Origin of the sequence: Effusibacillus dendaii (assembly GCF_015097055.1) — a bacterium.
Lineage (GTDB): Bacteria > Bacillota > Bacilli > Tumebacillales > Effusibacillaceae > Effusibacillus > Effusibacillus dendaii.
The window spans coordinates 3,054,928-3,081,506 of sequence record NZ_AP023366.1 but is presented as its reverse complement, the minus strand read 5'-3'; the positions used below and the strand labels follow the sequence as shown (position 1 = coordinate 3,081,506).

General features: G+C 46.2%; 25 protein-coding genes, 3 pseudogenes and 2 riboswitches. Of the genes and pseudogenes, 12 read left to right on the top strand and 16 right to left on the bottom strand.

Translation table 11 applies throughout. The annotated features are described in order from the left end of the window. Positions 1–115: 115 nt before the first annotated feature. Positions 116–2,980, bottom strand: coding sequence for a transporter substrate-binding protein (locus skT53_RS16350; protein WP_200758856.1), 2,865 nt, complete (start codon positions 2,978–2,980; stop codon positions 116–118). A 307-nt stretch (positions 2,981–3,287) separates the two neighbouring features. Between skT53_RS16350 and skT53_RS16345 the strand changes: the two genes are divergently transcribed. The 3 genes from skT53_RS16345 to skT53_RS16335 all read left to right on the top strand — a co-directional run bounded on the left by skT53_RS16345 (position 3,288) and on the right by skT53_RS16335 (position 6,188). After that, positions 3,288–3,788 (top strand): AmiS/UreI family transporter, encoded by a 501-nt coding sequence (locus skT53_RS16345; RefSeq protein ID WP_200758855.1) that lies wholly within the window; start codon positions 3,288–3,290, stop codon positions 3,786–3,788. A 119-nt stretch (positions 3,789–3,907) separates the two neighbouring features. Then, entirely contained in the window at positions 3,908–4,954 is a 1,047-nt protein-coding gene (locus skT53_RS16340; protein ID WP_200758854.1) for an aliphatic amidase, read from the top strand. Between the two features lie 79 nt (positions 4,955–5,033). Continuing rightward, positions 5,034–6,188, top strand: a complete 1,155-nt coding sequence (locus skT53_RS16335; protein ID WP_200758853.1) for an AAA family ATPase — start codon at positions 5,034–5,036, stop codon at positions 6,186–6,188. Between the two features lie 82 nt (positions 6,189–6,270). On the opposite strand, the pseudogene skT53_RS16330 reads toward skT53_RS16335, so the two are convergent. The 3 genes and pseudogenes from skT53_RS16330 to skT53_RS16320 all read right to left on the bottom strand — a co-directional run bounded on the left by skT53_RS16330 (position 6,271) and on the right by skT53_RS16320 (position 9,388). Next, a pseudogene (locus tag skT53_RS16330) lies at positions 6,271–6,762 on the bottom strand (C40 family peptidase). 24 nt (positions 6,763–6,786) lie between these two features. Further along, a riboswitch (cyclic di-AMP (ydaO/yuaA leader) is annotated at positions 6,787–6,915 on the bottom strand. 53 nt (positions 6,916–6,968) lie between these two features. Further along, positions 6,969–8,801 (bottom strand): APC family permease, encoded by a 1,833-nt coding sequence (locus tag skT53_RS16325; protein WP_200758852.1) that lies wholly within the window; start codon positions 8,799–8,801, stop codon positions 6,969–6,971. Positions 8,802–9,004: 203 nt separating this feature from the next. Further along, positions 9,005–9,388 carry a Na-translocating system protein MpsC family protein gene (locus skT53_RS16320; RefSeq protein WP_200758851.1) on the bottom strand — a complete coding sequence of 128 codons (384 nt, stop codon included), beginning with the start codon at positions 9,386–9,388 and terminating at the stop codon, positions 9,005–9,007. An 80-nt stretch (positions 9,389–9,468) separates the two neighbouring features. After that, positions 9,469–9,612: riboswitch (cyclic di-AMP (ydaO/yuaA leader) on the bottom strand. A gap of 359 nt (positions 9,613–9,971) precedes the next feature. On the opposite strand from skT53_RS16320, the gene skT53_RS16315 reads away from it, so the two are divergent. After that, on the top strand, positions 9,972–10,166 hold the full coding sequence (locus tag skT53_RS16315; RefSeq protein ID WP_200758850.1) for a hypothetical protein: 195 nt from the start codon (positions 9,972–9,974) through the stop codon (positions 10,164–10,166). A 91-nt stretch (positions 10,167–10,257) separates the two neighbouring features. Here skT53_RS16315 and skT53_RS16310 read toward each other — a convergent pair whose 3' ends face one another. The 3 genes from skT53_RS16310 to skT53_RS18640 all read right to left on the bottom strand — a co-directional run bounded on the left by skT53_RS16310 (position 10,258) and on the right by skT53_RS18640 (position 12,141). Further along, positions 10,258–10,794 carry a nitroreductase family protein gene (locus skT53_RS16310; RefSeq protein ID WP_200758849.1) on the bottom strand — a complete coding sequence of 179 codons (537 nt, stop codon included), beginning with the start codon at positions 10,792–10,794 and terminating at the stop codon, positions 10,258–10,260. 130 nt (positions 10,795–10,924) lie between these two features. Further along, a complete protein-coding gene (locus skT53_RS16305) occupies positions 10,925–11,197 on the bottom strand; it encodes a DUF1294 domain-containing protein (protein WP_200758848.1) in 273 nt (90 codons plus the stop codon). Positions 11,198–11,373: 176 nt separating this feature from the next. Next, entirely contained in the window at positions 11,374–12,141 is a 768-nt protein-coding gene (locus skT53_RS18640) for an HD-GYP domain-containing protein (RefSeq protein ID WP_226375257.1), read from the bottom strand. A gap of 574 nt (positions 12,142–12,715) precedes the next feature. Here skT53_RS18640 and skT53_RS16295 point away from each other — a divergent pair. Together skT53_RS16295 and skT53_RS16290 are read left to right on the top strand one after the other, a co-directional pair. Beyond that, positions 12,716–13,318 carry an N-acyl amino acid synthase FeeM domain-containing protein gene (locus skT53_RS16295; protein ID WP_200758846.1) on the top strand — a complete coding sequence of 201 codons (603 nt, stop codon included), beginning with the start codon at positions 12,716–12,718 and terminating at the stop codon, positions 13,316–13,318. Then, the gene (locus skT53_RS16290; RefSeq protein WP_200758845.1) at positions 13,315–14,073 is read left to right on the top strand and encodes a ThiF family adenylyltransferase; all 759 of its coding nucleotides are present in this window, start codon (positions 13,315–13,317) and stop codon (positions 14,071–14,073) included. Before skT53_RS16295 ends, skT53_RS16290 begins: the two co-directional genes overlap by 4 nt. A gap of 188 nt (positions 14,074–14,261) precedes the next feature. Here the strand turns inward: skT53_RS16290 and skT53_RS16285 are convergent, their stop codons facing one another. After that, positions 14,262–14,978 carry a haloacid dehalogenase type II gene (locus tag skT53_RS16285; protein WP_200758844.1) on the bottom strand — a complete coding sequence of 239 codons (717 nt, stop codon included), beginning with the start codon at positions 14,976–14,978 and terminating at the stop codon, positions 14,262–14,264. A gap of 69 nt (positions 14,979–15,047) precedes the next feature. On the opposite strand from skT53_RS16285, the gene skT53_RS16280 reads away from it, so the two are divergent. Further along, a complete protein-coding gene (locus skT53_RS16280; RefSeq protein ID WP_200758843.1) occupies positions 15,048–15,302 on the top strand; it encodes a DNA alkylation repair protein in 255 nt (84 codons plus the stop codon). 72 nt (positions 15,303–15,374) lie between these two features. Here the strand turns inward: skT53_RS16280 and skT53_RS16275 are convergent. Together skT53_RS16275 and skT53_RS16270 are read right to left on the bottom strand one after the other, a co-directional pair. Beyond that, positions 15,375–15,536: pseudogene (locus tag skT53_RS16275) on the bottom strand (response regulator transcription factor); the annotation flags it as partial. After that, a complete protein-coding gene (locus tag skT53_RS16270) occupies positions 15,476–16,276 on the bottom strand; it encodes a sensor histidine kinase (RefSeq protein WP_200758842.1) in 801 nt (266 codons plus the stop codon). The pseudogene skT53_RS16275 and the gene skT53_RS16270, both read right to left, overlap by 61 nt. 126 nt (positions 16,277–16,402) lie before the next feature. Here skT53_RS16270 and skT53_RS16265 point away from each other — a divergent pair, with 126 nt between their 5' ends. The 3 genes from skT53_RS16265 to skT53_RS16255 all read left to right on the top strand — a co-directional run bounded on the left by skT53_RS16265 (position 16,403) and on the right by skT53_RS16255 (position 18,533). After that, positions 16,403–17,332: a copper resistance CopC/CopD family protein gene (locus skT53_RS16265; RefSeq protein WP_200758841.1), complete on the top strand. Its 930-nt coding sequence runs from the start codon at positions 16,403–16,405 to the stop codon at positions 17,330–17,332. Between the two features lie 102 nt (positions 17,333–17,434). Then, positions 17,435–18,052: a YcnI family copper-binding membrane protein gene (locus tag skT53_RS16260; RefSeq protein WP_200758840.1), complete on the top strand. Its 618-nt coding sequence runs from the start codon at positions 17,435–17,437 to the stop codon at positions 18,050–18,052. A gap of 115 nt (positions 18,053–18,167) precedes the next feature. Continuing rightward, positions 18,168–18,533 carry a hypothetical protein gene (locus skT53_RS16255; RefSeq protein ID WP_200758839.1) on the top strand — a complete coding sequence of 122 codons (366 nt, stop codon included), beginning with the start codon at positions 18,168–18,170 and terminating at the stop codon, positions 18,531–18,533. Positions 18,534–18,640: 107 nt separating this feature from the next. On the opposite strand, the gene skT53_RS16250 is transcribed toward skT53_RS16255, so the two are convergent. The 4 genes and pseudogenes from skT53_RS16250 to skT53_RS16235 all read right to left on the bottom strand — a co-directional run bounded on the left by skT53_RS16250 (position 18,641) and on the right by skT53_RS16235 (position 23,425). After that, positions 18,641–19,774 (bottom strand): glycosyltransferase, encoded by a 1,134-nt coding sequence (locus skT53_RS16250; RefSeq protein ID WP_200758838.1) that lies wholly within the window; start codon positions 19,772–19,774, stop codon positions 18,641–18,643. Next, positions 19,771–20,493, bottom strand: coding sequence for a glycosyltransferase family 2 protein (locus skT53_RS16245; RefSeq protein ID WP_200758837.1), 723 nt, complete (start codon positions 20,491–20,493; stop codon positions 19,771–19,773). The genes skT53_RS16250 and skT53_RS16245 overlap by 4 nt, the downstream gene beginning before the upstream one ends. 351 nt (positions 20,494–20,844) lie before the next feature. Beyond that, positions 20,845–21,459 (bottom strand): annotated as a pseudogene (locus skT53_RS16240) (superoxide dismutase); the annotation flags it as partial. Between the two features lie 373 nt (positions 21,460–21,832). Then, entirely contained in the window at positions 21,833–23,425 is a 1,593-nt protein-coding gene (locus skT53_RS16235) for a long-chain-fatty-acid--CoA ligase (RefSeq protein ID WP_200758835.1), read from the bottom strand. A gap of 184 nt (positions 23,426–23,609) precedes the next feature. On the opposite strand from skT53_RS16235, the gene skT53_RS16230 reads away from it, so the two are divergent. Together skT53_RS16230 and skT53_RS16225 are read left to right on the top strand one after the other, a co-directional pair. Next, positions 23,610–23,888 carry a hypothetical protein gene (locus skT53_RS16230; RefSeq protein ID WP_200758834.1) on the top strand — a complete coding sequence of 93 codons (279 nt, stop codon included), beginning with the start codon at positions 23,610–23,612 and terminating at the stop codon, positions 23,886–23,888. A 93-nt stretch (positions 23,889–23,981) separates the two neighbouring features. After that, positions 23,982–24,956 carry an ATP-dependent DNA ligase gene (locus tag skT53_RS16225; protein WP_200758833.1) on the top strand — a complete coding sequence of 325 codons (975 nt, stop codon included), beginning with the start codon at positions 23,982–23,984 and terminating at the stop codon, positions 24,954–24,956. A gap of 117 nt (positions 24,957–25,073) precedes the next feature. Here skT53_RS16225 and skT53_RS16220 read toward each other — a convergent pair whose 3' ends face one another. Together skT53_RS16220 and skT53_RS16215 are read right to left on the bottom strand one after the other, a co-directional pair. Then, positions 25,074–25,850: a DODA-type extradiol aromatic ring-opening family dioxygenase gene (locus tag skT53_RS16220; protein WP_200758832.1), complete on the bottom strand. Its 777-nt coding sequence runs from the start codon at positions 25,848–25,850 to the stop codon at positions 25,074–25,076. Between the two features lie 533 nt (positions 25,851–26,383). Further along, positions 26,384–26,578 (bottom strand): FeoB-associated Cys-rich membrane protein, encoded by a 195-nt coding sequence (locus skT53_RS16215; RefSeq protein ID WP_200758831.1) that lies wholly within the window; start codon positions 26,576–26,578, stop codon positions 26,384–26,386. Position 26,579 lies beyond the last annotated feature (1 nt).

Sequence of the window (26,579 nt, the reverse complement as noted above, 5' to 3'; positions counted from 1 at the left end):
CGATTGATGATTCAGATTCAGTATAGTTACGTATGCAGGGACTTCCTAGCGCAGTGTTCTTCCATGGTGAACAATAACGAAAAATTCTGTTAATTTTCTCACCCCGATTTTTGCCCTATTTGAGTTGATAATCCCTGAGTTTACGGTACAGGGTGGTACGGGAAATGCCAAGTTGTTTCGCCGCTTTGCTGATATTTCCGCGAAATTGGACAAGCAAGTCGGTCAACTCCTGTTTTTCGATTTCTACGCTTATCTTTTTAATATCAGTGAGACTCTTGGTTGACGAAATTCCCTGCGGAATAATGCCGGAATGATTTCTGATCGGAACCGGCAGGTGATCAACCGTTATGAACGGAGAATTGGCAGCAAGATAAAACGCACGCTCCACCACGTTTTTTAACTCGCGAACATTTCCCGGCCAGTTATATGTTAGGAACAATTGACGAACCTCGTCTGTAATTGTCTTGGCGGGAAGTCTGGAAGTTTCATTCAATTCTGCCAGAAAATAATCACTAAGGTCCGGTATGTCTTCCACGCGTTCCCGCAATGGAATCAACTCGATCGTAAAAACGTTGAGACGATAGAAAAGGTCGCTCCGGAATGTACCACTGTATGCAATTTCATGGTTAAGGTTTTTGTTGGTGGCCGCAATGATTCTTACATCGACAGGTATGGGTTGATGTCCGCCTATCCGGACCACTTCACGCTCCTGCAAAACCCGCAATAAAGTAGCTTGCAGTTCGAGCGGCATTTCACCGATTTCATCCAAAAATAATGTTCCCCCGTTTGCCACTTCAAATTTTCCCGGATTCCCCCCTTTTTTGGCTCCGGTAAACGCTCCTTCCACGTATCCAAACAGTTCGGCGTTAATCAGCTCCCGTGAGAGCGCACCGCAGTTAATGGCAACGAAAGGATGGTTCTTTCTCGGACTTTCATTATGAATCGCCCTTGCAAAAAGCTCTTTGCCTGTGCCGCTTTCACCCAACAGCAGAATGTTTGCCTCAATTTGGGCGGCCGATTTGGCGAGTTTAATGGTGTAGAGAAACCGCTCGTTGGATCCGATCAGATCCTCGAGTAAGATCGGACCTCTTTTTTGAACCGACTGTTTGTCCAAACCAATTTTCCTGACGAAAATATAACGATCATCGTCGGACGGAACAATCCGCAGTTCATAGAGAACGTCTTGTATTTTTTTGCGGACAAGCATTTCATCATGGAGTGTGTCAGCCATGTAAAGATCAGATAGATATTCATGAATGAAGGCCTGATGTCTTGTTAGAAAAGATTGGCCTCCCTCATTGCTGAACAGTATTTTGCCATTTCGGACCACAAACAGGCTTTCGCCAATCCATTCCGACATGTCGCGGGACAACTTTTCCATAAACTGGAGCCTTTCGGCATGCTCCACCTTTTCCACACACCATTCTGTTATTTGCGATAGGGATGGCACCAGAACTTCCAGATGATTCTTATGGAAGTCATCCAGATGTAACACCATTCCCAAAACCCCCTGTATTGAGCCAGTGGTTCCTTTGATCGGGATTCCCACCGTGATCCGGTCATGCAGATCCCGGATATCGTGATCCGTCCCATAAACGATTGCCTCTGTGTGCCCCGATAATGCCAAGGTGATTCCCGATTGTCCGATACAATCGGTCGTCCACACCGTCCCAGGACTGAAAAGAGGCCAGTTGTCACGCTCTCCCAACTTTCCATTTATAAACATATCCAACAGAACCCCATTGTTGTCAAAAACGACGAATGTATAGGGCAAAAGACGGGTGGCTGTTTTCAGCTTTTGAATTAGCGGGTTGTATTTGACCAGTAATTCTCCCAACCGGTCTTGTGTGCGAATGTTTTCATCTGCAGCGGTCGCCTTTTGTCGCACAATGTTCGGATGCACGAAAGGTTCCGGGGGAATGAGTCCGTCTGATTCCCATAAAATATCAAACTGTCCTTTTTCGTTAATTCGACCAATCCGGGAGTGCAGCCACAGGTGATGGTTATGCGTATCCATCTTAATTACCCCTTGCGGAGCTTCAAATGCGACCCCGGAAAAAGCATTTCGAAGGGAGTCGGTATCTGTCGTTTTTGCCTTTTTGATTGCTTCGGCCAGCAAATATACGCTATAATACGCGCTTTCCATAACAGAACTGATCGTGTCGGTTCCATATGTACGCAGGTATTCCATGCAAAACGTGTCGTTTTTTGCGGAGCGGACCGTATTGAAATAGGGGAATGAAGTATAATGTCCCGTTGCAAAGGCAGGATTCATCGCTTGAATTTCTGTTTCCGCCGTTATAGCACTGGCTATGGGCTTCTTGACCCCCGAATGATAAAACTGTTGATAAAAAGCGATCTGGCTCTCCCCAACCACTGTTGAGAAAACTACATCCGGCTTCGATTTGGCAATTTCTCTCAAAGGATGATCAAATTTCTGAGTGCCCAAAAGAGAGTAATACTCTCCCGCAATTCGCCCACCGTATGATTGGACAAGACGATGGATATGCCTGTTTGTTTCGCGGGGATAAATGTAATCGGATCCGATCAGGTAAAATGATTTCCCAAGATTTTCAATAATCCACGGAATAAAAGTTTGAAGTTGTTGATTCGGCACCGGCCCCAGGTAAAACACGTTCCGACTTAACTCTTCGCCTTCGTAAAGGGTTGGGTAAAGCAAAAGAACATTATATTTTTCCAGAATCGGGATAACCATCTTGCGGCAGACAGATGTGTAGAGGCCGATTATAACTGCAACCTTATCCGAAAGGATCAATTTTTCCGCTTTCCTGGCTGCCAGAAACGGGTCGGACGCAATATCCTCCACGATGGGAAGCAGTCGTCTCCCGTGTATTCCTCCCTGTTCGTTAATCTGTTTAATTGCCAATAGGGTCGATTGATACTGCCCCCGTTCGGTGACTCCGGTTGTTCCGGTCAGAGAATACAGCAAACCGATTTTGATGTCTTCTTCCCGTGCCATAACAATCCCCCCATACTTCTTCCTAGCTACTAGTATATTTGATTTTTAATGTTCAGAAAATGTACAAATTTCGTTCACCTTTTGTCTAGGTATGTTGTCCACAGTACAAAGTTCAGATTGAACAAAACCATTACAGTTATTGGACAGAATCAACCAAAATCTGCACACTTTTTACTTTTACCGAATTATCCGGATCGAATTTTTCATACAACCAAGCACTTCATGTTGTATTTCGGCAGTTGGCACTAAAGTTGCAATAGAGATAAACGAAAAATCTATTTCCAATTCGGTCAAGGAGGGATGACAATTGCTCGCAATCTCACTTTTGTATGTCGGGGCGGTGCTATGGGTAAATGGAATGATGTTGTTAGGAAGGGTGAGCGGTAAAGGGGCGGCACCCCTGAATTTGTTCACTGGCAGCATTACGTTGATCATAAATATTTACATCATGCTGAAAGCTCCGTCAGGTGATCCCCTGTCTTATTTTACAGCCGCTACTGGACTTCTTTTTTCTTTCACTTATTTGTATGTGGCGATCAACAACGCTTTTGATTTAGAGGGAAGGGGGTTTGGCTGGTACTGTTTCTTTGTAGCGGTTACTGCACTCCCAACAGCGGTTTTGACGTTTCAGAGCGGCGATTTCCGCTTTGGAGTCATTTGGCTTCTGTGGGCCTTTCTATGGTTTTTGTTCTTTCTTCTACTTGCCTTGGAAAAACCGATCGCTAAATTTACTGCCTACGTAACGCTAGTGGAGGCGGTTATAACCTGTTGGGTTCCGGGATATATGCTTCTTACCGGAAACTGGTAAGAGCGGCGCTCTCATCACACGCAGGGGGTGAGGAAGATGTGACGGCATGGTCGGATTTCCAAAATAAGCCAATTTGACTTATGTACTTAAAACTACATTTTAAGGGAGTGTGTTTTGAAATGAGACATGGAGATATTTCAAGCAGCTTTGATACAGTCGGTGTAGCAGTCGTCAACTACAAAATGCCGCGTTTACATACGAGGCAGGAGGTTCTGGAAAATTGCAGGAACATTGCCAATATGGTAGTCGGAATGAAACAGGGACTGCCGGGCATGGACCTGGTTATTTTCCCGGAATACAGTACGCAAGGCATCATGTACGATCCGAAAGAAATGTTTGAAACCGCCTCCATGATTCCGGGTGAAGAGACTGCAATCTTTGCGGAGGCATGTCGGCAGGCAAATACTTGGGGCGTTTTTTCTTTGACAGGGGAACAACATGAAGACCACCCAAACAAATCTCCATACAATACCCTTATCTTAATGAACAACAAGGGTGAAGTTGTGCAGAAATACAGAAAGATTATACCTTGGGTTCCTATCGAAGGGTGGTATCCCGGCGGTCAGACATATGTATGCGAAGGACCGAAGGGCATCAAAATCAGCCTAATCATCTGCGATGACGGAAACTATCCGGAAATTTGGCGTGATTGTGCAATGAAAGGCGCAGAGCTGATCGTTCGCTGCCAGGGATACATGTATCCAGCCAAAGAACAGCAGATTATCATGGCGAAATCAATGGCCTGGGCAAACAATTCCTATGTAGCAGTAGCGAATGCAACAGGGTTTGACGGAGTGTATTCTTACTTCGGACATTCGGCTATCATTGGCTTTGATGGACGAACCCTTGGCGAGTGCGGAACAGAAGAGAACGGAATTCAGTATGCGGAAATCTCCATTTCGCAAATCCGCGATTTCCGAAAGAATGCCCAATCGCAAAATCATCTTTTCAAACTCTTACACAGGGGTTATACAGGATTGATCAATTCCGGAGAAGGCGACAAAGGACTAGCGGAATGTCCATTTGATTTCTATCGAACCTGGGTGTTAGATGCAGAAAAAGCCCGCGAAAATGTGGAGGCAATTACCAGATCAACGGCTGGCACTGCGGAATGCCCGATTGTAGGGATTCCGAACGAAGGCAAAGTAATGGCGGCAGAAAAATAATAGTTAAATCGAACATGAAGGAGTCGGGTGACTTTCTCTATCTGGCTCCTTTTTACATAAAAATAAGGGGGAGGATACTATGCCCTTCATCAACGATAAACTCGAATATTATGCAGCCGACCGAAAACGTAAAGAGTTGGAGGCTGCCGAACGGATGCAAGATACGGACGTGGTGGCGGATACATCTTTCAAAAGGATCGAAACCCGGTATCGGTTTCATGTTGAAGAAGTAATGAAACGGCTGCGAAACAAAATTTTCGGACAGGAAAAAGTTCTGCAAAGTTTGGAAAACATGTTGAAAATTGTGCGGGCTGACATAGCAGATCCGGATAAACCTTTACACATAGGTTTGTTTCTGGGACCTACGGGAGTCGGCAAAACGGAAATCGTACGCGTGCTTGCAGAGGCCCTTTACGGAAACCGGGAGGCCTTTTGCAGAGTGGATATGAATACTTTATCGCTTGATCACTACGCCGCCGCGCTTACCGGTGCACCGCCAGGATATGTGGGAAGCAAGGAAGGCTCCACGATTCTGGATAAAGAAAAAATTGAAGGGTCCTACAGCAAACCCGGCATCGTGTTGTTTGATGAGCTGGAGAAGGCAAGCCCGCAGGTGATTCAAACATTATTGAACATATTCGATAACGGGGTGATGACGATTGCCTCGGGGGAAGAGAAGATCGATTTTCGAAATTCGCTGATTTTCATGACAAGCAATTTGGGTGCCCGAGAAATACAAAGCTATGCCAATAATCGACTGGGTTTTGTGCTGAAATCGATAACCCATTACCTAAATCCCCGTTACTGGAAAATCCGGAATAACGAATCATTTCTGGAAACAATCATTAAAAGAAAACTGGAATCAACCTTTCGGCCCGAATTTATCAATCGAATTGATGACATTGTGATTTTTAATTGGCTTTCGGAACAAATATTGTTTGAAATCATTGATGTACTAACGGAACAGTTGAACAGAAGAATACTAAGATTCAACTGTCGCTTGGAACTGCTCGATTCGGCAAAAAACTTTTTAGTCAAAAAAGGGTTTGATAAACAGTACGGTGCCCGTGCTTTAAAAAGAGCCTTTCGGCAATATGTGCAACTGCAGCTTGCGGAACTGCTTATGGAACATAGTCCGCAGCAAGGATTCGTCAGATATGTTTCGCGAGGTGCCGGAAATCGGATTGAGATAAACGGCAATAAGGAAGAAATTCCGATGCCTCAAAGCGTGTAATCCGTACAATAGAAGCGGTAAAAGAAAAACAAGCTGACACCAGTTGAATACTGGCGTCAGCTTGTTCTCAAGGCATTCTTGCTTAAAACATACGTTTAACGGCCGTAATATTATTGTACCAGGAAGACCCAGGAGAAACGTTCAGATAGCCAACCTTTTTCAGGCCGCCACCTTCCTGAATCACGCGGCCATTTCCCGCATAAATACCAACGTGACTGCCATTATTGAAGATTATAAGATCTCCCGGGCGCATTTCAGCTTTCGACACAGTACGTCAGACAGAATGGTATTGAGTCTGGGAAGCTCCACTCATTTTATACCCCAATGCGTGATGATAAATATAAGCGGTATAATTGGAGCAATCGAAACCGACCTGACCGCGGTCTTCATTATGTCCCCATACATACGGAGTTCCCAGCTTGCTTTCTGCTACCTGCAGAACTGCATTAACCTTTGTCTGGTAATCTGCATCAAGAGGCGCAACCGGTTGTATATTGGTATCAAAGCTAACTCCCGGCGGTAATTGTGTGGATGTTGCCGCAGCATTGTCAGGTGCTGCAAATGCCGGAATCATCACCGATGTCGCGATACCTAGAAAACATCTCCTCTCTGAAGCCTGCGAGGTTAGCTGACGGATTCGGGTAAAGAGGATTACCCTGCCACTAATGTGGTTTCACCCCAAAAAATGGGTCCCCCGCGCTCGATTGAGCTTCGGCTTATTTTTAACAAATGATAGTACACCATGACATTATGTAAACTTCATTGCACAATGTATGGTAGTTACTCCTGCAAATGGTACGGCAGGGTTGCCACAACGACATCCTTTCGGCCGAAAAGCATCGCGCGGATTCGAAATGCGGATTGATTGTGAAGCAATCGCTGCCAGAACTTTTTGGGCACAAACTGCGGCAACAACACCATAACCGTACTTGTTCGGTTTAAACGGCAATCAACCCGTTCTACAAATTCCACAAGGGGTTCAACGACGGTTCGATATCGGGACACGAAGGTCACAAGCCGAACCCCGGGGTTCCATTGTTCCCATTTTTTCTCCATTCGTTCCGCCTCTTCCTCAGAAAACGCCACGTAGAAAGCAACTACTTTAGGAGAGAGAGTCTTTGCGTAAGCAAGGGTCGATGCGACGACTCGGTGGATTCCCGCAACCGGCACGATTATGACAGATTCTTTTTGAGGGAGCGGATCGTTCAAATCAAATCTCAGCTGCTTTGCAACCGCCTCGTAATGCTTGTGGATCTTTGTGATCAGCCACAGTAAGAGTGGTGTCACGACAACGACAATCCATGCGCCTTCCGTAAACTTGGTAATGCTGAATATTAATACCACAGCAAAGGTCGCGGCAGCCCCAATTCCGTTGATAAGTACTTTTCGCTGCCACCCCCTGTTCCTTTCTCTTACCCATTTAAGCACCAGCCCGCTTTGTGCCATTGTAAATGACAAGAAGACACCGATCGCGTAAAGCGGGATGAGCAGATCCGTCTTCCCACGGAACAAGATGAGCAGCAGACTGGCCAATATCCCCAATGTAATAATTCCATAGTTAAACGCCAACCGATCTCCCCGATTGGCAAACATACGGGGAAAGTTTTGATCCTGCGCCATAATGGAGGCCAAAATCGGAAACCCGTTGAAGCTGGTATTCGCCGCTAATGTCAAAATGAGCATCGTGGCAATCTGTATAACGAAGTACATACTCCCTCGACCGAACGCATTTTCCGTAACCATCGATAATACGGAAGTATTCCCTGTTGGATCAGGATATACGCCGTAAACCAGAGACAGAATCGTTACCCCGCCAAAGATCACTGCCAACAAAGTCCCTAACATTATCATAGTAAGCTTCGCATTGCGCTGGGCCGGATTTCGAAAATGCGGAACGGCGTTGGAAATTGCTTCAATTCCCGTGACGGCGGAACATCCGGAAGAAAATGCTCTCAGCAAAACAAACATCGTAAGTCCTGCAGGCATGTCCGTTGGAATGGTGACCGCATGAGCTGTATGGACAGCTCCGGTCATCCAGTCAAATGTGCCTTTTCCGACAAGCAACAGCATGCAAAAGATGAACAGATAGGTTGGAAACGCGAAAACCGTACCCGCTTCAGACGTTCCTCGCAGGTTCATCCAGACCATTATCCAAACAAGGGCAATCGCGATCGGGACAATGTAAGGCACCGTTGCCGGAAAAGCAGACGTAAGCGCCTGAACTCCGGCTGCTACAGAAACAGCTACCGTCAACGTGTAATCGATTAACAGTGAGACACCCGCAAGACGTCCCCACATGAGTCCCAGGTTTTCCTTGGCGACCATGTAAGAGCCGCCTCCTCGCGGATACGCATCGATCACCTGGCGATAACTTACGACCAAAATGGCGATCAGAATGATAATGGCTACTGCTATCGGCAATGAAAAGGAGAAGGCTACAGCCCCAACAGTCGCCAGTTCCAAGAGAATTTGCTCCGTGCCGTATGCCACAGAGGAAAGAGCGTCTGACGACAAAATCGGCAGCGCCTTCCACACGGGCATTTTCTCAGCTTCTGCCTCGCTTGATTTTAATGGTCGTCCGAACAGGATCTTTCTAAGTGTTTGACTAGGCATAGTTCTGTGCCTCCCGTAGGCTCTGTCTTTCGATAGGATTCCCCAAAATCGACTGCTATCATTTCCGAAAAAACATAAGCCTGCGGTTTCTCGCACGATTCCTACATGTCACATGACACATCGAAACCTTCCACGAGCCCGCAGGCTTACAAAATACCCGGATCCCGCTTCGGGGGTCCCTGTATTCCGTCTTCCTGACATGGTCACTGTTCAGTTTTTTCCTTCAACTTCTTTTCCAGATCCAAATCTAAAATAAACAATTCCACTTGCTCGCCAATTTTCGTGCTTACGTCACTATGGCTGGAGATAACCTGACACCCCGTAATGCGTGAGATGATTCCTTCCGTATCCTGACTGTATTGTTCCCGCAAGATCCTGCGCATCGCCTTGACAAGCTGTTTCCCTTTTTCCGACTGTACAAGATGGGTTTCTTCATGTGTCAACACACCTTTCATTCGAACAATCACCATGTCTCGAATGATGTATGTCTTTGTTTCCTGCGGACCCCGCCCCAAAATTTCCCTTTGAAGTTTAATGTAGGATTCACTAATTTCTGCTTCCAGCCTGTTTTTTGTAGTTTGCGCCAAAATCTAAACCTCTTTCCGAGCGGTGTTACTTGCACAAAACAAAAAAGACCATCACAACGAATACTGGATAGGTCTTTTGGACCTTCCCTGCTTTAGCCGACGAAGTTAGCTGACGGGTAGGATGGCAGAGAAGTGTATCTCATCCCTCCTGATCAATCAGGATTAACCCCACTTGATTGGTTCCTCCGCTCTTGCTGTAAAACAAGATTAGGCTAGATTGAATTGTTGGTACGATAATACTTGGATTTTAAGATTTTTGCGACATGTGTTTTTCATAAAAATGACTCAAAATAGACTTCAAATAAATATAAAAAGATTATTTATCACTTATATTCTTATGGTATCTCTTTTTTTCGTCATTTCTCATTAAGCTCCACCCATCGAAAAATATCCGCCAGCTCCATCAGTTAGGTAGACGGCGCCAATCGTCTTTACCCTTGATAACAAATGCGGATTTATCCGTTTTTCCTGCCGAAATCCTTAATACGCCCGGTTCAATAGCGCGCAAACCGACATTTACTGGAGTAAACCGCTGGTCAAAAACGATCGCGGTTTGAATACAGCGCTCGGGGGGTGAACAGGAATGGCAACAGAACGGAATGCAGCCCGCAGACGGCGTGCACGTCGCAATCTTAGAAGAGCCATCAGAGAACTTCGAGAAGCAAGACGGTTTCTTCGGACCCGTACTGGAGTTGAAGCTGCCGAAGCAGAGATGGGCGATGCTCTTGTGTTTATTGGCAGAGCGTTGCGCAACCTGCATCGTACAGCTCCTCGCTAATCGAGAACACTTCCCGCCACGGTCAACCGAAAGACGGTTGGCCGCTTTTTTCCAATTATACCGGTAGTGTCGTGCGATCCTCTTCCAACCATTACGGGTTTGTTTTGCCAAATTTATCGTAAAACACAACGGTTTCTCGCGGATACATTTGCTTTGGCACCGGATTTTGCTTGGAATAGCCGAACCCGAGGATAGCCAAAATGCGCCGATCATCCGGAATAGATAGAGCGCTGCGCACAAATGTCTCTCTCCGCTCTGATTCCTCCGCATCCTGCGTATGATGAACCGCCCCAAATGCCGCACCCAGTCCCAGTTCTACCGCTGCAAGCCAGATATACCCACATGCGATCGAGGCATCCTGTATCCAATATTTGCTCACTTCTGGCAATCCTGTGACGACAATAGCAGCCTGAGCACCAGTTAGCCAGGATACATAAGGGGTCGTTTTCGACAGATGATCCAACGCGTCCCGCCCGGTGATTAACAGAAACTCTCTGGAAGGAAGGTTATTTCCCGCAGGTGACAAATAGGCAACATCCAGCAATTTTTCCAATATATCGAAGGAAATCTTTTTTTCTTCGAAACTCGTGATTTCACGTCTGTTTCGAACCGCCTCAAATATATTCATACGCAAAACCCCCCCCCCCCGTTTAAAGATACAAACACATCGTCTATAAATTCTTGCACGATTTGACAATATTTTACCACTGCTTTTCATTCATTAACATTTCGAAGAGACTGTTATTTTCATGTCAAAATCATCGTAAAAAACGCAACAGATAGACCCATACGAACAGATTGAGGATAACCAAAAGCGGAATCCCGAATACGAAAGATGGATGCTTCGTTTTATGACGAAACCCATACATTCCGATCCAGATTCCCACTGCGCCCCCAACCGCCGCAATCGCAAACAGGCGATTCTCAGGCACCCGGCGACTCTTGTGTTTCGCCTGCCGTTTGTCGTACCCCATCAGAAGCAGAGCATACCCATTCCACACAAGCAACAGGAATTCTCTCCAATGATCCATTCCATTCCTTCCCCCAAAGCAGTTTCTCCTACTATGACACTTCCTCTCCAAAAAATCTATCCGTCAAAATTGGCCGCTCTCGATGTCCTGAACTTCGATTTGAACAAACATAAAAACTGTCTCCTAAAGCAGGTGAAGCTGCTCAAAGAAACAGCCTTTTTCAACGAATGCCTATTTTATAAGAAATCCGTAAGTTTCTCTAAATCATCCAAAGAAAACTGCGATTCATTGTAGATCTGAAGCCATTGAAAGCGAACCGATTCCAAACAATCGATCAGTTTCGGATCAAACTGCGTCCCCCTTGCCTCTTTTAACCGATTAAACGCTTCGTGAAAGGACAAAGCATCCCGGTAAGCTCTTGAAGAGGTCATGGCATCAAAGGCATCTGCAATGGCAAGTATGCGGGCATCCAAAGGAATTTCTTCCCCTTGCAGTTCCGCCGGATACCCCCTGCCATCCCAACGTTCATGGTGATACAACACCCCGTTCTTAAGCGGCCCCAACCCGGTGATCTTCTCTACCATTCGAGCCCCGACCACCGTATGCGTCTTGATCAGTTCATATTCTTCCGGTGTTAACTTATCCGGTTTGGTAAGTATGGATTCCGGAATATTGATTTTCCCGACATCATGCATTAAACCGCTCAGTCGAAGCGTTTTTAATTTGTTATCATCTTCATATTCCCGCAGTGTCTTTGCCATTTCCACCGCATAGAGGCTTACCCGCTCACTATGTCCGAACGTATATTGATCTTTTGCTTCAATGGCCACAATAAAACTGGCCACCACTTGTTCAATCGTGGTTTCCAGCGCTTCTGTAACCACCGTTACCTGTTTGTTATAGTTTTCGAAAAGAGTTTTAAATAACAAGTAACTGTAGGTAGCTAAAATAAAATACAGCAAAATACGGTTGGCTACATCAATCGAATCGGATGATACTGGCATTGGGAATTTGACGCTGAGAAACGTTAAACATGCCAATCCAACTCCCGAGTACAGAAATGTAAAGTACCGATCCCCGTATAAAGCGGCAGCTAACGGAACCAGAAAAAAATAACTCCAGGATTCGCTGAACCCCGAACAAAAATATAATAAGAACATAATAAAAATACACAGACCTACGACGAAATGCCGCATTGTTTTTGGAGCCGGTTTTTCATATTTATGAAGTCCATAAAGAACAACTGAAACTGCCAGGCAAACCAGTAAAGCGCTTAACTGAGCCCGGGAATATGGCAATGAATAAATGTGAAAAACTATATTCCAGCCGATGCTTATAAGTAAGTAACCCAATATAATCTTTAACACCCTGGAACTTATTAAATCCCAATGTTCTCTATAACAATTCGCTAAAAGTCGATTCTTCTCTTCTGTCATATCTCACCTTTTAAACATTGTTTAGTACCTATAAATAGTTCTTTCTCTATAATCTCTTCGACAACTTTCAGCAAATTTCCTATCTTCTCTCCTTTATATTTAGAAATGCTACAAAATTCAACACAAGGGGTAGGTAGGAGAAATGGAAAACCAAAACTATGTATTTAGTCACGCCACTGGGGAGCTGCGTGACAAGGCAATCAAACTGCATTTTGAAAGATACCGGGAGGTTGGCTTTTTCAAAAGGGATGAGGTTGATCCCTACGAGAAAGAGTCAACGTATTTTGTCGCACAGACAAAAGAAAATTCGAATGTTGTTGGCGTAATCCGACTTATTCGAAAAGAGTTGAATGAACTGCCCACGCTGCAGCACTTTGAAATATTTGATATTGAAAGACTGAAACTGTCGAAACTGGATCGAAGCCAATACGCCGAAATCAGCGCTTTCGCCAAAATCCCCCAACATGATGTGGGATTGGGGCTGATCCGAGCCGCTTTTCGTTATTCGGAGCATTTTGGAATTACTCACTGGGTCTGTTGTGTGGATGAGAGGGTCCATAAATATTTAACGCGCGTTTTCCACTTTCCATTTAAGGTGATTGGCGTCCCGAAAACATACCTGGGTTCTGTATCCATTCCCTGCTATTTATATTTTCCGGAACTGCATGAAAGTGTTAAACAATATCGTCCTTCCTTATACCAATTTATGACATCTGAATCGAACTACAAGGAGATGGTAAAATGATTAAAGAGCAGTTCAAGCGGAACATCGGGATTTTGTCGGAAGAGGAAGTCGAAAAACTGCAAAATACCACCATTGCGATTGCAGGCTGCGGATGCATTGGCGGATTTTCGGCAGAACTGCTTGCCAGAATAGGGGTCGGAAGTTTAAAACTGGCAGATCCTGATGTGTTTGATGTATCGAACATTAACCGGCAATGTGCAGCAACCTATCAAACGGTGGGCATGAATAAAGTCGATGCGTTACGAAACCATCTGCTCTCGATTAACCCTGAGTTGAGAATCGATTCTTATACAGAGGGGGTAAACCCGCAGAACGTGGCCGATTTTGTGGAAGGCAGCGATTATGTGATTGACGCCATTGATTATTTTTCATTTCCGGATGCGGTTGCTTTGCATCGGGCTGCAAGGGAGAAAGAGTTGTTCGTCACAACTGCTGTAGCATTGGGGTTTGGGACATCTGTGTTGACGTTTTCACCGCATAAAACAACGCTTGAGGAGTACGTGGGAATTCCTGTCGATCTCCCGATTGAAGAACTGCAGGGAAAAACCTTCCCGGCTTCCGGTTATACCAATAACCTGCCGAATTATGCGACGCCTGAAAAAATCATGGGGTGGCTGGAGGAAAAATCGATTCCGACGATCAGCGTAGGACAAGCTTTAGGTCCTGGGATTCTGGTTTCCCAATTGATCCTGCACTTGCTCGGGCGGAGACCACCGACGTTAGTGCCTGATTCCTATCAGTTGCAATTTGAATAACATATAAAAAGGGCTGCTCCGTTAAGTGGTTTGGTTTTATCCGCTTGCGGGGCAGCCCCTTCTTCATAAAATCGTTTCACTTTTCGCGGTCCATTCGTTCCATGATTTCAAGCAGCCTGGCGTCCATATCACATGCATCGATTCGCAACCCACAGCAGCGGATTATACGGATGAATGGGCCATTTTGTTCAACAACAGTCTAGCTGTCTCGCCAAATCGACTATGTCATTGGCCACTACGTCAAAAGAAGGGTCGGGCGTCAGATCAGGAATCGCTGACCAGCCAAATTCGAGCGGACGCAAGATAAAGGCGGTTTTAAGGCCGACTTTTTGTGCGCCAAGCAGGTCCTCTTGATGTGCTGCGACCATCATTACCTGTTCAGGCTGCAGGCCAAGCAGATTAACCGCCGTTTGATAGACACGGGGGTCCGGCTTGTACGCTTTCGCCAGTTCTGCTGATAGTATCAAATCCCACGGCAACCTCGCATGTTTGGCCATGTTGCTTAGCAAGGCAACGTTTCCGTTTGACAAGGGGGCAATTGTATACCGCATGCCGAGATACGTAAGGCCCATAACCGTGTCGCCCCATGGCAGCAGACGATGCCAAATGGTATTCAATTCCGTTTTTTCGGCTTCCGAAAGATCGTTGATCCCGTATTTGGGCAGCAGTTCCTCCAACGCCATCCGGTGCAACTGATCAATGTTCATCCACGGCAGCTCGCCTCGCATCACCTTGTCCATATTCGGCCGATACTGACCGCGCCACTCATCGGCAAATTTTGCCCAATCGACAGTCCAGCCCTTTTTTTGATTCCATGCGGCCCCTTCCCGAATGATGGTCGTACGGTAATCGACCAACGTTCCAAACGTATCAAAGATTAATGCTTTCACTTGCGGCTGCGCCATTTTAATCTCTCCTTTGTGTATGTAGTATTCGGCAATTTTGGACATACTGATAAAAGGAGGATTGATAGTATGGCTACTCCTTACCTTTGTCCCGCTTGCCGGACGAATCGCACAAAATTCGCCGTGATCGAACAAGTTCCGCAATATGTAAAATTGGATCCCGATACAGGCAACACCGTTGAACTGTTGGATGCGGCCAGTATCGATCCGCTTCATATCCCGTATAAAGGAAGTCTGCGCCGCGTGCAGTGCGGCGTTTGCGGATTGCTCGACGATGAACAGACCTTTGCCGCAACCGCCCGCAACCATCCACGCGGACGCTAAATAAAGACTTTCATACAAATCAATGCCGCTTCTCCATAAGCTGAAAGATCTTGTGGAGAGGAAGCTCTTTGATTACTCTTTCGATTGAATCCAACCCTGTTCATATGCATAACTGGTTAATTGCACCCGGTTTTCAAGGTGCAGCTTGTGCAGAATGTTTTTCAGGTGGTTTTTTACCGTATTTTCCGATATAAATAGCTCTTCTGCAATTTCGCGATTGGTTCGTCCGCCCGCTCTCTCATCATGCGAAGCCCATAGCAAGAAGGATTCGCAAACGGATCCTCACTGATTCCGCCCCCATCATCTTCCACCAGCAGACGCCACCCCAACCCATCATTGGAAAACCGAATCCATACCCGGCTGGCATTTGCGTGTTTCCGTATGTTCATCAAGGCTTCCCGCAGACATGCGGTCATTTCCACTTTTTCTTTCGGAGTTAACATATCTCTTTCAAAATCCCAATCGAGAGACACTGACAAGCTTGTGTCGTTCTCGAAATTTTGTATCAAGGATTGAATCGAATGGCTCCATTGTGCAGAATCTGTGAGGGGAGGAACTCGCAAATTGGCTATCGCTTGTCTGACATCGTCATAGACACGGCGAATCGTCTTCTTAAGGCTTTGAAACGGCTCCGATTCTGCAAGAGAAGATTCCTCCAACTTATGCAATTTTACCGATACCAGGAAAAGGGATTGGGCGATGCCATCATGCAGTTCACGTGCGATTCTTTCCCGCTCGACCAAAATCGCTTTTTCGGCTCGTTCCCGATTCAGTTCCTCCTGCAGATTTTCCATTCTCTTAAACAGCCCGACGGTCAGCATGAGAGTAACAGCCAAAACAATGATGGCCGACAGCCAGTTTCCCATTCGCATGGACATATATGGATATAAATAAGCGTGTCTGATAAATTCCCATAATTCTATCGTCAGCATAGGAACAAGGATGATCAACCACTTGGTTTGTCTGTAGGTCATGTACCAGCCCCCCCTGTTTCTACATTATCACAGACTATCGACCAAAAATAGCCCGGGTGGGTCATTCAAATCTTGTTCGGCACCTGATAGATTAAATGTGGTGATTACATCAAAAAGGAGACCACCATGAAACGGTTCTCGCTTTGGCTAATAAGTCTGGGGCTGTTGCTTTGCTTGTTTCCTTCTTCGGCATTCGCCCATGCAAATCTGATCACATCTTCCCCTGAAAGCGGGGAAATTGTGCAGCAAAGCCCGCAAAAAATCATTATGGATTTCAGTGAACCGCTGGAATTAGAAACCGTCGGCTTGTATCTGCAGGATCGCACGGGAAAAAAGATACCGGTAACCGAATTAAAACTGACCCCCGGCAATGCCCGGGAGCTTTACGCCAAACTTCCGCCTCTGGCAGAGGGGACGTACGTTCTGGTCGCGGGCATTCTTGCGGTCGGTTTCATCGTGTCAGGCATCACCTATTCTACAGATTTGCCGAATTCGTTTCTGGGCTCGGTATTTGGCGAAGGAAAATGGTACTTGCTCAAACAGGCACCTCTTGTGGCAATGCTGGCCGTTCAATTGATCCTGCTTCTGCTGCTGGCAATCCCCGGTATGGTGGAAAGCTGGTACCCGATCCTGTGGGGACTTTTGGTTTGTGCGAACGAGCTCGGAGGACACGCCTGGGGAATTGAGCCGCTCTGGCTGGCGCTTGCTTCCCGCGCTTTACATCTGGCAGCCTTATCCCTCTGGTTGGGTGCATTGACCTATCTGGGCCTGACTATGATTTGGAAAACAATCGATGGTCAGAATCTGGACCGGCAAACATTTCGCCCTTTTTTTGTGCAAACAGCGGCACTGTCTGCCATATTCACGATTGGTTCCGGTCTGTTTATGATGTTTTTGCAGACCGATTGGACAACGCTTACCGCAGCTCTCAGTTCTTGGACTTTCTTACTGGTTTTAAAAATCGTTCTGGTGCTCGCCATGCTTCTGCTGGCGTTAAGGCAGACACTGCAATGGAGAAAAGATGCGCCTTCCCTCTCCCAAACCTTATTGGGCTAGGAAGTGGGCATCGGACTCTTTGCGGTGATGGCCGGGATTTTAATGAGCCAATCCGCTTATCCCACTCCATAAATGTAGGCAAACCAAGGGAGGATACCTCTAATGAAGAAACGCAAACAGATCGCATCCGCCATCCTTTTCTCCGCCAGCCTTCTCCTGTTCGCAGGCACTGCGAGCGCGCATGTGACCGTCTGGCCGAAAGAGACGAAAGCGGATTCTTATGAGCGGTATACGATTCGTGTGCCGAATGAGAAAGACAATCCGACAACCAAAGTTCGTGTTGAATTTCCACCGGGAACCAGCATCGGAAATGTACTGCCCGTACCCGGTTGGACCTATGAATTTGAAAAAGATTCGGAAGGCCGCTTTAAGGCGATCACTTGGACAGCAACTGCCGGCGGCATTAAACCGAATGAATTTGTCGAATTCGGCCTATCCGGCAAGAATCCGAAGGATCCTGGAACACTGTCGTGGAAGTCGTATCAAACCTATTCGGACAACTCTGTCGTGGAGTGGACAGGCGCTCCAGATTCCAAGACACCCGCTCCCGTCGTAACGGTCTCTGCAGATACAAAAGCGGGAGATCAGCAGCAGCAAGAGAATGCAGCCGCACCAGGGGCAAAAACGGAATCGTCAACAAGCGGCAACACGTGGCCTTATGTTCTTTCCAGCGCAGCACTCCTCCTGTCGCTCGTTTCTTTATTCCGAAAAAAAACGTAGGTTAGAGGAATTCCGCTGGCTGATGACAAAATCCACTTATTTTATCAGATCTTTGTCCAAACTCTTTTATTTACTCCGAATAGAATAGTATCAAATATTCGCAAGGAGTGTTAATATGAAAAAGAGTGTCAATACCCGTGTGAAGAAAAAATGCGATGTAATTACCACGAATGTAGTAATCCCGAAAAAAAAAAAAAAACGGGTCAACGCAAAAATTAGTGATGATCTAAGAATAAAATTAATCAAATCGTCAAAAGACTCCATAAGTTTTGTTGTTCTTGAAGCCGGGAATATTAATGGTCAATTTACAATCGATTCAATAAGTTTTAGCGACCCCGCCGATATACCCACTGATCTAATAATTAATGCTAGTAGTGTAAGTCCTATCTTGACGGAGCTTATCAACAGAGGATTTGGAATATCAGCTTTTATCAGTAACCCTCCGACCGTTGTATTTGTTCTTGAGAAAGCCATTAGTTAATCTTTCAGAAAAAATATGTATACATCAAAGATCCCTCTGGCTGACGACAGAGGGAATCCCTTACCTTAACACATTAGCAAAATGACGAATCGTCAATCTGAGGTTCGTCACTGCTTTCTCAGGCAGCGGCGGTAGACGGTAGCCAGTTGGCGTGCAGATCTCGTAATCGTAAAGTTATTGATGATAAACTGTCGACCTCGTTTTCCAAATATTGTCCTGCGGCTTGCAGGAGCAGAGAGAACGGCGTATAAATGACCGGCAAGCATTGCGCTGGAACATGGTTGCAGGGAGTTGTGATCCCCAAAATAATAATTCCATCCTTTATGGAGAAGTTTAGGATATAAAACTCCGAAAAAGCCGTGGCGTCCTACCGCAACGACAGGTCGAGCACATGCCATTGCTTCCAACGCTACGCGCCCCGTGCCCACGACACAGGTACTGATCGAATAAAGAGAGGCCATGTCTCTGCGCTCACCGAGAAAGTGGATAAACTTTCTTTTTTTATTTTTTTGGATATCGGCCACCAGGTTTTTAATGTTATCAGCGTGCTGCCCACTCCCCACAATGAGCACATGCAGGGATGGAAAATGTCTTTTGCGTAGTGTCTCGCACGCGCGAATAAATTGTTCGCATATATCCGCCTTTTCCCAGGCTAACCGGCTTGCGTAAAGGGCGATCGGGACATGTGCGGGAATTCCAAGCTGTTTTCGTAATCCGGGCTTTTTCAGTGGCCGATATTCCTTGACATCGATTCCATTTGGGATCAGGATGGACGGAATGGCATACCGCTTCAGCCAGTCTTTGATGGGGACGCTCACACTGATGATAGCAGCTCCCATTTCCTTTATATCCTGCAGGACTTGGATGTCCTCATAGGTGCCGTGTACGGTGAATACAAGAGGAATCTTCAATTCTCTCACTACCGACAGAACGCGTCGAGTGGATGTTGTCTGGTGACCGTGAATAATGTTGATGCGTTCTGTCTGCACGATCTTTTTTAATACAATGTCCGCCTCTTTCCGTGCTTCATCGAGAACAGTGTTATCGACCCGAAAATCAATAGCGTACACGCGGCAGCCAATGTCTTGAAAAGACTTATATAAAGGTCCAGTTTTACCCGCTATTACAACTTTTTTTCCGCTTTTCACCAGCTCGTTGGCGATCGTGAGCACATGGGTTTCTGTTCCCCCAACATAAAAGCCATCCAGAATCATTAAAACACTGGTGCTTTTCTGCTTCATTTCCATCTACCCTTTTTTTCTGTTTTACCGAAGTATTTTCTTGACCGTTGGAGGGCGTGGTTTCGGTAATAATACAGTACGTCCGGAAGATTTTCGACAGTTATCCCGTTTTCGATACATCTAACAATGAATTCGTAGTCTTCCGCTCCTTCGATGCGTCTTGTAGGACCTCCGATTTGATCGAAGATGCTTCCCCGGAACATAATGGTTCCATGACAAATGCAGTGGCCCCCTGCTGCATATGTCTCTTTTATTTCATTCCCGAACCTGATCCAATTCGCTATCTCCTGATTTTTAAAAGATCCGCTTTTAAACGCAGCATAGTTGGTTCCCACCAATCCGACTTCAGGATGGTCGCGTAGAAACTGTACCTGTTTTTTAAACCGATCCGGGTGGGATAAATCGTCAGCGTCCTGAATGGCGATAAATTCTCCCTCAGACAGAAACATTCCCATCGTAATGGCACCGGAAAATCCGGTATTTCGAGGTAAGACAGCCACAGCAATCCGCCCTCTGGAGGCAAGACGTGCACCGGTTGATTTCTTCCAATTTTGGATAACGTTAGCTGTCCTATCAGAAGAAGCGTCATTTACGATAATAATTTCAATATGGGGGTAGCTTTGCTTTACAAGACTGTTTATACAAGTTCGAATATAACGCGCACTGTTGTAGGCGGGTACAACAACGCTGACAAGGCCTCGTATCCTTCGATAAGACATAGTTGTCCCCCCTTCTATCCTAAACATTCACTCGCTCGTTCTGCTATATTCTATTCTCTTATTTTTTTTAGAACATGGTTTTTGGCAAAAAGGGGTTAAAAATAGACAAGCGCACTGTCTATTTTTCCTATAGGAAAGAGAAAACCGCGTCCTATTTCAACAGAGGACACGGCTTTTGGTCGTAAGCAAAAACTAAAGCGCTCTTCGTCTTATTTGTAAGCAGGCTGCCCGATTTAGGGCAGCCTGCTCTGCTAACAAGAAATATAATTGAGTTATAGAAATTCGGGTTGGAGTGGGGACAATGGTTTCCATGATGAATCAGGAATCCGCAAGGGCTTGCCCTGCGGAGCGTCAAAGAGACAGTTTGCTTGCTTGCTGATACCGTTTGTTAACATCGTCCCAGTTAACGACATTCCACCATGCTTTCACATAGTCCCCGCGCTTATTATTATATTTCAAGTAATATGCATGCTCCCATACATCAAGGACTAGCAGCGGAATTACGCCCTGCTGCGTGAGATTTTGATGCTTTTCTGCCTGCAGGATTTCGAGATGTCCGGCCCCCGGGCTCCATACAAGTGCCGCCCAACCGGAGCCTTCCACTTTTTCAGCGGATGCCGAAAAATGTGCTTTGAATTTCTCGAAGCTCCCGAATGATCTTACAATCTCTTTCGCAATAGGCCCGCTTGCTTGCCCGCCGCCGTTTGGCTTCATGTTATTCCAGAATATAGTATGTAAGTAATGGCCGGAGCCGTTAAAGGCAGCTTCTCTTTCCCAATGCTTGATTAGTGCAAAATCGCCGGAATCACGTGCTTTCTGCATTTCTTTTTCCGCCTTATTTAAACCATCCACATATGCTTTGTGGTGAATGTCGTGATGCAGACGCATCGTTTGCTCGTCAATGTACGGTTCAAGTGCATTGTACGCATATGGTAATGGCGGAACCTTGTGTTCACCGATCGGTATCGATGTCATCCCAGACACGGGTATAACGGGTTGATCTGTTGAAGCAGCATATGAAATTCCAGAAAACAATACTGTACCTGCTAGTGCAATAGAAAGAAGTTTTTTCATATTACTTAGATCGCTCCAATTCATTTATTTTTACATTTTTCAGTCCGCTTACCTACTCATCAGATAATATGTGTATAATTTGTCAAAAAAATGCACATACAGTCCTGTCGGTATTTTTATATTACCGTGGGCGTTCGACTGATTGGCAATTGGGGATCCTCTTTCGCACAAAAAAACGCCGCCTCCGAATCACCCTTGAGAAGTCCGTTTGTGTAGGGAGGGGCGTATTTCCTGCTATTCGTTGATTACGGTTGCTTTCATCTCATTAATTCACCCGCCTGTTGCCTTGCCAGTACTTTTCCCGCAGACGAAACTTTTGCAGCTTTCCGGTTGCGGTGCGCGGCAGCGAATCGACGAAATCAACCGATTTTGGGCATTTAAAATGTGCCATTCTGTCCCGGCAGAATTGAATCAATTCCTGCTCGGTCAGAGTAGAACCTTCCTTCAGGACGATGATGGCTTTCGGCACCTCTCCCCATTTTTCATCAGGGACAGCGATAACGGCCGCTTCCAATACGGCCGGGTGTTTGTAAATGACGCCTTCCACTTCGGTCGAGGAAATATTTTCTCCGCCGGAGATAATGATATCTTTCGATCGGTCCAAAATCTCCACATAGCCGTCCGGATGCACGACCGCCAGGTCGCCCGAATAGAACCAACCATCCTTGATCGCGTTTGCGGTTGCTTCCGGCTGTTTGTAATAACCTTCCATCACAACATTGCCCCGGGTCACAATCTCGCCGATTTCCTTGCCGTTCCATTCCACTTCCCTTCCATCCTCTGGACGCACCACTTTCGTTTCGCCATTAAACACCATTTCAATCCCCTGTCTTGCTTTGATATCGGCCTGCTCGTCAGCCGACAGCGATTCGAAACGGCGGGGCCATTCGCAGTACAGAATAAACGGCGACGTTTCAGTCAGCCCGTAGACATGAATCATTTCAAGTCCGAGCAGTTCCTGCGCTTTTTGAATCAATGCGGCCGGCGGAGGCGACCCAGCTGTTCCCATGCGAGGGCGAACAGACAGCTTGATATCTTTCGCTTCCGGTGCGTTGACCATCATGTTAACAACCGTCGGGGCGCCACACAAGGAACTGACGCCTTCTTTCTGGAACAGTTCGAGTATTCGTTTCGCATCCACTTTTCGCAGGCAAACATGGGTACCCCCGGCTGCCGTGATCGCCCACACGCCGCCCCATCCGTTCGCATGGAACATGGGCAGCGTATGCAGGTACACATCATCATGATGAATACGCAAATGATAGAGAAAATCGGCCGCGTTCATATAGTTTCCGCGGTGTGTCATCATAACGCCTTTCGGTCGGGAGGTGGTCCCGCTCGTATAATTGATCGTGATCATTTGATTTTCGTCAATTTCGATGTGAATATCCGAATCCGCTTTGCCTGCCAGAAACGATTCGTAGTCCAAAGCATCCAGCCTGGTCGAAAACTGATTCTGATCGGTTACGATAAAGTGCTTGATATTTGGAATTTGATCGCGAATCTCCTCGATCGGTTTGGCGTATTCGGCAGACAGAATCAACGCTTTGGCATCGCTGTGATTCAAAATATACGCGAAGTCGTCCGAGGTTAACCGATAATTCAGCGGGACCATCACCGCGCCAAACTGCGTAATTCCATAGAAACATTCCAGCATCTCATGCGTATTCGGCAGCATCACGGCGACATGGTCGCCTTTTTGAATGCCAATCGACATCAAAGCATGGGACAACTGGTTGGTTCGTTTCCCGAACTCCCGATATGTAAACCGCTTCTCGTCGTCAATGACGGCGATTTTGTCAGGATAATACTTAACCGCTCTCCGTTTCCAATCAAGCGGAGTCAATGGGGTAATCATTAAAATCTCTCCTTTTGGAAAAATTGGCTTATTATCAGATTAACCCGAACGGTTACTTTTTTGAAGAATATTTTAAAAGTTTTTTCATTTGTGTCACAAAAACGCAACAAAGACAAACCAGTTGAGATTCCGGCAAGAGGATGGTATGGTTAAAAAAGCAGAATCGTGAAACGGAGGTACATAAATGAGCAGCCATGTGGAACATGCGATTGAGGGCACTGTAGAACTGTCGGCCAAGCTGCTGCAAGACATTCAAAATCAGAAGATGGATATCAAGATTGCCAAAATGGCGATTCATGCCCGTCTCGTACAAATTTTGAGTCTGATGGGCATGAATGCGGCACCGTCACCGTGGGTGCGGAAAAAGAAAACGGCGGAAGATTTGAAGCAAGCAATCGAAACGGTTCACAGCAAGGATCAAGTCATTGATGTGATTCGCAAAGTAAACGAACAGTTGAAATAAACAGAACGCTCCACCAGGATTCCGAATTTTTGGGAATCCCTTTTTATTTTTGCTCTTTTTGCATCAATATATAGTAAAAAGGGACTGTCCATCATGCCACTTCAACCGATTGTTCCGTTCGAACCCATACGTACAGATCAATTTCCTGAGGGCCCTCAATGGGCGGCCCAAGTGAAATGGGATGGGGTTCGGATATTGAGCTACTACGATGGCCGCGAACACAGACTGTTTAATCGAAAATTAAACGAACGAACCTTTCACTATCCCGAACTGTCTGAGATCAGGGAGTATTGTTCGGCGAAGTCTGTCATATTGGACGGAGAAATAATCGCCCTCCGGGATGGAAAACCTTCTTTTTATGAGGTTATGAGAAGAGACGGCATAACCAATCTCCAAAACGTTGACTCCATCCAACAGGCAGTACCCGTCACGTACATGATTTTTGACGTTCTCTATCTGAACGGTGAGTGGATAACCTCTTACCCATTATCGAAACGGCAGCAAATCCTTGACCGTATTATCACCCCAAAGTCCAGCGTTCAACTGGTCGAGAATTTTGACAACGCACAGGCTTTGTACCAAGTTGTCAAACAACAGGAAATGGAAGGGGTTGTTCTCAAAGATCTGACCAGTACATATGAAATCAACGGGAAAGATTCGCGATGGCGAAAAATTAAATTTTACCGGGATTTAATAGCGGTAGTGGGCGGGGTCACTCTCAGAGATCGTATTGTGAATTCACTGCTCCTGGGTTTATTCGATTCGAAAGGCCGCTTCTGGTATATTGGCCACGCGGGAACCGGCAAACTGACACAAAAAGACTGGGCCGATGTAACGGAGGGCATAAGGCCGCTCATTCAACCGGCGATGCCTTTCGAAAACAAACCCCCACGCTTAAAAGACACTCTCTGGCTGAAACCGGAACTCACTGTCAAAATTCATTTTGCCGAGTGGATTGACGGTCACTTACTGAGACAGCCCAGCATCCAATCTTTTGTGGATGTTGCGGCGGGTAAATGTACATTCCCGGTTGAGGAACTAAAAACGTTCAAGGGAAGAGACCCTTGAACGTTGTCTCGTAAGTACTTTTTGTCGATTTTTTTGAGCTACAGGACTTTCTTTGCGCGGGCACAGTCTTCAAAATTGTCTTTATGCCCGCCGTCGCAAAACGGTTTGTTTCCCCTTTCAAGCAAATTCAAGGATGATGTGGCTTAACGATCCATATCGATAGCTCTGGTGCAGCTGTTTTGCTTTTCGGTTGTCGTCGCCGCATCCCATCGCAATGAACACCGGCAAAAAGTGCTCATAATCCGGTGTGGCCGCTGCCGCATAAGGCGCCAGTTGTTTATAGTCAAAGAGAGAGGCTGTGTCCCATTCGCGGATACGGTCAATCAGCCAACTGTCAAATTCCTTCGCCCATTCGGCTGATGCATTTTCCCTTGAAAAGTCAATTTCATGAAAGTTATGAACGGTTCCACCGCTCCCGATCACCACAATGTTTCTGTTTTTCAGTTCGGTCAGAGCTCGCCCAATTCGATACTGCTCTTCTGGCGGAAGCAGCGGATTCACGCTGACGGGAATTACGGGAATGTCAGCTTCGGGAAACATGTGACGAAGTATCACCCAAACGCCATGATCAAGTCCCCGGCCCAAATCGCGTCTTACCTCGATACCGTTGCTTTCCAAAAGCTCCGCAACTTCTTCCGCCACTTTGACTGATCCTTTCGCGGGGTAAATCACTTCATACAAATCCTTCGGAAACCCGCCAAAATCATATATCGTTCTCTGCGGTTCGTTCGTACTCGTTAAGGAAAGCGTGCGGCTTACCCAATGAGCGGAGAAGACGACAATTGCGTCAGGCGTGCCCAAGCTTTTCCCCAACTGATTCAGATCACGGGTGTATTCGTTATTTTCAATCGCCAGCATCGGCGATCCATGTGCAATGAAAAACGCAGGCGCCATTTTATTTTTGCCTCCTCTTGCCTAAAGTTTGCATCCTTTCAATATCTGAACAAATGGAATTACTATTTGTACGTTACTAACCTTATGTGCCTATTATGACACGATAGTTACTTTTGTCAAGCAACTGAATTAAAGTAACAATTAGAAGGCATAGGATAAAGAATGCAAGCATCAATATCAATCAGGAAGGGATTCGTTTGGCAACCACGCAGTTGCCTAAACTGTGGGAACTACAGGGATCGCTTGGTAATTTTCACTTCGTTGGAAGCGACTATCCAAGAATCTCCTTCCACTCAGCCGTTAGGCGTAGGGAGGGAAGTGTTCAATTGTTACACATTTGTTACCCGAATGTAACGGTTTGTTACAACGCTAACGGAGTGTCACCCTATTATTCTACTTGATCCCCATTTTCATTGTTGTGCCGGGCGATCCCTCCGAATTGTTATGGTTCGCTGCCCTGATTCCTTCTATCGACAAAAAGAAGGGAAGCCCGTTTTTGGACTTCCCTCTATTTCTTATCTGTTTAGTGAATGCTACAAACGAATCTCTTTCACATCCGTAATATCAACGTCGATGCTATTGTTGTGAGTGTTCTGGATCGGGCAATGGCCATTTGATCCGCAGCCGGAACAGCCGCTGGCGCACATTCCCCGCTTCGCCCGTCTTACCAGATTCACGATTTGCCATCCCGCAACCCCCAACACAACCGCCATGACCGCGTAAATCATG